Origin of the sequence: Moorena sp. SIO4E2, from assembly GCF_010671945.1 — a bacterium.
In the GTDB taxonomy this organism is placed as follows: Bacteria; Cyanobacteriota; Cyanobacteriia; order Cyanobacteriales; family Coleofasciculaceae; genus Moorena; species Moorena producens.
Genome location: NZ_JAAHIE010000525.1, coordinates 1 through 4,894 on the forward strand (window position 1 = coordinate 1; position 4,894 = coordinate 4,894).

At 46.0% G+C, this 4,894-nt stretch carries 6 protein-coding genes; 2 read left to right on the top strand and 4 right to left on the bottom strand.

The annotated features are described in order from the left end of the window. Positions 1-34: 34 nt before the first annotated feature. On the bottom strand, positions 35-205 hold the full coding sequence (locus tag F6K37_RS32130) for a hypothetical protein (RefSeq protein ID WP_287254653.1): 171 nt from the start codon (positions 203-205) through the stop codon (positions 35-37). A gap of 199 nt (positions 206-404) precedes the next feature. On the opposite strand from F6K37_RS32130, the gene F6K37_RS32135 reads away from it, so the two are divergent. Then, positions 405-1,745: a (Fe-S)-binding protein gene (locus tag F6K37_RS32135; RefSeq protein WP_287254655.1), complete on the top strand. Its 1,341-nt coding sequence runs from the start codon at positions 405-407 to the stop codon at positions 1,743-1,745. Between the two features lie 28 nt (positions 1,746-1,773). Here the strand turns inward: F6K37_RS32135 and F6K37_RS32140 are convergent, their stop codons facing one another. Further along, positions 1,774-2,202: a sll0565 family protein gene (locus F6K37_RS32140; protein ID WP_008188001.1), complete on the bottom strand. Its 429-nt coding sequence runs from the start codon at positions 2,200-2,202 to the stop codon at positions 1,774-1,776. Between the two features lie 81 nt (positions 2,203-2,283). On the opposite strand from F6K37_RS32140, the gene F6K37_RS32145 reads away from it, so the two are divergent. Further along, positions 2,284-2,568, top strand: a complete 285-nt coding sequence (locus F6K37_RS32145) for a DUF6439 family protein (protein WP_008188002.1) — start codon at positions 2,284-2,286, stop codon at positions 2,566-2,568. Positions 2,569-2,580: 12 nt separating this feature from the next. Here F6K37_RS32145 and F6K37_RS32150 read toward each other — a convergent pair whose 3' ends face one another. Then, positions 2,581-3,027, bottom strand: coding sequence for an ATP-binding protein (locus tag F6K37_RS32150; RefSeq protein ID WP_008188003.1), 447 nt, complete (start codon positions 3,025-3,027; stop codon positions 2,581-2,583). Positions 3,028-3,628: 601 nt separating this feature from the next. Then, positions 3,629-4,894: 23S rRNA (uracil(1939)-C(5))-methyltransferase RlmD (gene rlmD, locus F6K37_RS32155; protein ID WP_287254659.1), on the bottom strand; the 1,266-nt coding region annotated here is incomplete at its 5' end.

Here is a 4,894-nt window from a genome sequence, read left to right on the forward strand (position 1 = left end):
TTCGCTTAGTGAGTTGAGTTGCGTGGTGTGATCTTCAGATCTGGACGCGGGAGAGGGCACCCACCCCTAACCCCTCCCAGGAGGGGAACGGGAGTCGGGAGTCGGGGGTCGGGAGTCGGGAGTCGGGAGTCGGGAGTCGGGAGTCGGGAGTCGGGAGTCGGGAGTCGGGAGTCGGGAGTCGGGGTAAAAAACTTGAAAGTATCATATAACTATCATAAACGCTATATCAATCATCAATTACCAATTAGCCTTTAACCAATTACCATTCAACCTTAAAGCTTCAACCTTCAACCTTCCAACCTTCAACCTTCAACATTCCAACCTTCAACCTTCAACCTTCCAACCTTCAACATTCCAACCTTCAACCTTCAACCTTCAACCTTCAACCTTCCAACCTTTAAACAATGACCAATATCCAAGAACTAACAACGAATAAGCAAAAGGGTTTTGATGCTCAAAAACCGCCCAAGCAAGAATTGATTGATGCCTGCGTTCATTGTGGCTTTTGTCTTTCCACCTGTCCAAGTTACCGGGTGCTTGGGAAAGAGATGGATTCCCCTCGGGGTCGGATCTATTTAATGAATGCAATTAGTCAAGGGGAAGCTCCCCTGGCCGAGGGGAGTACACAACATTTCGATTCTTGTTTAGGATGTTTGGCTTGTGTGACAACTTGTCCATCTGGGGTTGAGTACGATAAACTAATCTCCGCCACTCGTCATCAAGTTCAACGAAATCAGCCTCGTAGTTTTCCAGATTCGCTGTTTAGACAGCTAATCTTTAGCTTGTTTCCCTATCCGGGGCGATTGCGTTCATTATTGTTTCCTTTGTATCTGTACCAGACCTTGGGCGTGCAGAAACTAGTGCGCTCTACGAATTGGCTCAAACTGCTATCTCCTCGCTTAGCAGCCATGGAGTCAATGCTACCAAAGGTTACTCTAGATTCCTTTCGGGATAATTTACCCGATGTCATTCCCCCTGTGGGCAAGAAGCGTTACCGGATAGGAGTAATACTTGGCTGTGTGCAACGGTTGTTTTTCTCCTCAGTGAATCAAGCAACGGTGCGGGTGTTAACCGCCAATGGCTGTGAAGTGGTGATTCCCAAAACTCAGGGCTGTTGTGCCGCTTTGCCAGAACACCAAGGACAAACTGACCAAGCTCAAGCCTTGGCACGACAGATGATAGATAGCTTTGAGGGCACAGAAGTTGATGCCATCATTATTAATGCTGCTGGCTGTGGTCATACCTTGAAGGAGTATGGTCACATCCTGGAAGATGACCCCGAGTATGCTCAAAAAGCTCAAGAATTTGCAGGTAAGGTCAGGGATGCCCAGGAGTTTATAGCTAGTGTAGGACTAACTGCAACCCTTTCACCGCTTAGGGATGAGCCATTAACTATTGTCTATCAGGATGCTTGTCACCTATTACATGGACAGAAAATTAGTGTACAACCGAGACAGTTATTGCGGCAAATTCCAGGAGTGACCTTAAAGGAACCGATGGATGCCGCCTTGTGTTGCGGTAGTGCTGGAGTTTACAACATGCTGCAACCGGAAGTAGCCGATGAGCTGGGACAGCAGAAGGTTAATAATTTATTAAATACTGGCGCAGAGTTGATTGCTTCCCCAAATCCAGGGTGTTCGTTACAGATCAAGAAGCATTTGCGGCTGCAAGGAAAAGACATTACCTTAATGCATCCGATAGAGTTATTGGATTATTCGATTCGAGGATTAGGAATTAGGCTTTAGGCACACAAGAACAACCGTCAACAACTAACTAACTAACACAAGACTTAAGTATCCAACCAATCACCAACCCCAATCCCCCAAACCGCACCCCATGCCAAAACGGTTCCTGTAGACTGTGCCAAGAAAACAACTGACTCTCTAAATTCAGCTCCAGGACTTCCAGTTGTTCCTGAATTTGCCTTAACTCAGCCTTTAGGGCTTGTCGATTACTATTAGTATTATTAGTTTTAGTATTATTACGTTTAGTCTTGCGCAAGTCTTTCCTAACTTGCTCTCGACGCTCCTGGAGTTGAGCTTGCTGTCGCTGATCCCGCTGCACCTGAGTATAACGTGTCTTGAGAGTATTAAGCGATCGCTCTATTTCTGCCAATTCCTCTTCAAACTCATTCACATCTTGTTGATCCTGTCTATTTTTTCGTGAATCACGGTAAGATGAATGAAACGATTCTGGAGGCATATAACAATCTTAAATCCTAGGTTAAAATAGTTGGGAGTTGGTAAGCACTGACACACTCCCCCACTCAGCACTCAAAAAACAATGCCTGAATCCATCCAATTCACCAAAACTGATGCTAAGATGGAACCTAGCACTCTGGAATTGGCTCAAGCCTTAGCAGAACGTTTGGCGATCAGACCCAATGATTGGCATCGCCTCAAGTCTAATCGCTCCGCCCGAGCCAGTGAGCAGGCTGCTGCTGCTTTGGTATTTCTGCTCAATGATCATCCAGAAGAAGCCCTTGAACGATTGCGCCAAGCCTCTGGATGGCTAGACCGCTCTATTTCAGCTCCCCCTTGTCCAACTCATGGGAAACGCCACCCTTAGGGAAATAGGGGCTTAGGAAAATAGAGGGCGCTTAGAGGGATGCTTCACTTGTTTACAAAGCCTAATTTCTGTTCCCTGGTTGTTCCAGAGGACTTTATCGAAAATTTGGTGAAGCAGGCTCATGCCTCTACCGCTTTCTGATTCATCGCAGGGTAGGCTAACCTCGGGACTCTCTTGGTCATCACCATGGGTAAAACCAGACCCTTCATCTGAAATTACCCACCAATATTCACCATTGACTACTGAAAATTGAACCTCTACGGTCTTACTTGGGTCTAAATTATTACCGTGCTTTGCTGCATTCACTAACGCTTCTTGTAATCCCAGCCGGAGTTCCGGTTGCCATTTATTGGGAATTTGTTCAAGAAGCAAATCGAGGATCGGGCAAAGGTAAAGGGTAGAAGCAAAGCTAACCGTTTCCCAACCGCACTCAGCCGGACTCAAAGATGTGGCAATCACTCAAGAAACCCCTAGCTTTTTTTTGGTGGACTTGATATAATAGGAGGCTAGATGCCTGATTTTGATCGGGTTAACGCTAAACACGGCTGAATCGTGCTTAGCAACCACCTGACTAGGAACTCTCGATTTCTTGAGGTTGGCTTCTATATTCAGACATGAAGATTCCTGCTGGCATAGCTAAACTACAACCTCTCTATGGTTAATTATTCTGTTAATTAGTTCAATAGGTAGTTCAATAGGTTTTTCACTAATGTCGCTGCTTTACCTATCAGCTCAATGGAAAAAATGCCTAAACAGCGCTATAATAGCCATTTAGCGTTACTCATCTTCCCTAACCTTAGTGTATTTCTGATTCCCTACGTCTATAGTATCAGAAAATTTTCGCTCAGACCAGACCCTTCTGGGTAGTTTCCTCATGAAATACCAGTGAAATAGGTAAATAATTGATGTAGATAATTGAGACTATACATAAAGACTATACATAAAGAAACTATTTAGATGCCCGTGCCACCGTTGGGTAAGCTACCAATTCCCCATCACCAATTGCCCATCACCAATCAGGGATGATGCTTGGGTGTTCCACAATTGGGCAACGCCAATATCAGTGCTCGAGAAAAGCAGCACATTCAACATGAGAGGTTTGAGGAAAGAAGTCAGCAGGTTGGATGTGGGTTAACTGGTAGTCACCGTTGAGGCAAAGGAGTTTGAGGTCTCGTGCTAAGGTAGCTGGGTTACAGCTAATATAAACGATCCGTTTTGGTGCCACTTGCCTGAGGATGTCAATAACTGCTGGAGAACATCCCTTACGGGGTGGGTCAAGTAAGATAATATCTGGCGCTATAGTCAACTGGGGGAGTAACTGGTCCACTGATCCCGCCTGAAATTTCACATTAGTGATCCCATTGATCAAGGCATTTTGCTCAGCTTGCTCTACTGATGCGGCTTGCACTTCAATACCGATAGCTTGGCTTACCTGTTGGGCAAGGGGTAGAGTAAACGTGCCAATGCCACAGTAAGCATCAACTACACATTCATGCCCCTTCAGGGCTAGCTGTTTAATGATTAGGTTTAACAAAACCTCAGCCGCTTCAGTATTAACTTGGAAAAACGTATCTGGTCGCAGCCGCAACTCAAGACCAGCAAAGTTTTCCCTCAAGTATGGCTGACCTGCAACACAATAGGTTTGGGAACCAAAAATGACATTACTGCGGTGGGGGTTATGATTCACACAAACACCAACCAGTTGGGGATAACGATTTAGCCAAGTTTGCCCTTGGATATCCAAGTCTTTTAAATTCAGATCCGTTGTGACCAAGGTCAGCAACATCTCGCCAGTCTGTTGTCCAATCTGTAACGAAAGGTGACGCAATCGTCCTTGGTGGCGGCTTTCGTTGTATATCGACCACCCCAATTGCTGAATATCCTGCTTAATTTCCCCTAGCAGGGGATTCAAGCGCTGGTCTTGCACGGGGCATTGATTAAGATTAATGAGCTGGTGGCTACCTTTTTGGTAGTAACCCGCTTGAACTGAACCCGTTGCTGAGCGTTTAAGGGGATAGGTCGCTTTGTTGCGATAGCCCAAGGGAGAATCTGTGGTTAAGATTGGGGCTACGGTGGGTTCGCTAAATCCACCAATGCGTTTGAGGGCTTGAATCACCTGATTTTGCTTCGCCAACTGCTGATAGTCCCAGCTCACATGCTGCCATTGACAACCACCACACTTATCCGCCACGATACATCGGGAACGAACACGATTAGGGGATTCCACTAACAGTTGGTGTAACTTACCAGTAGCATAGTTAGGTTTGACCCGCATCAGGCGCACCAAAGCTCTATCGCCTGTGACAGTATCCGGAACAAAAACGAC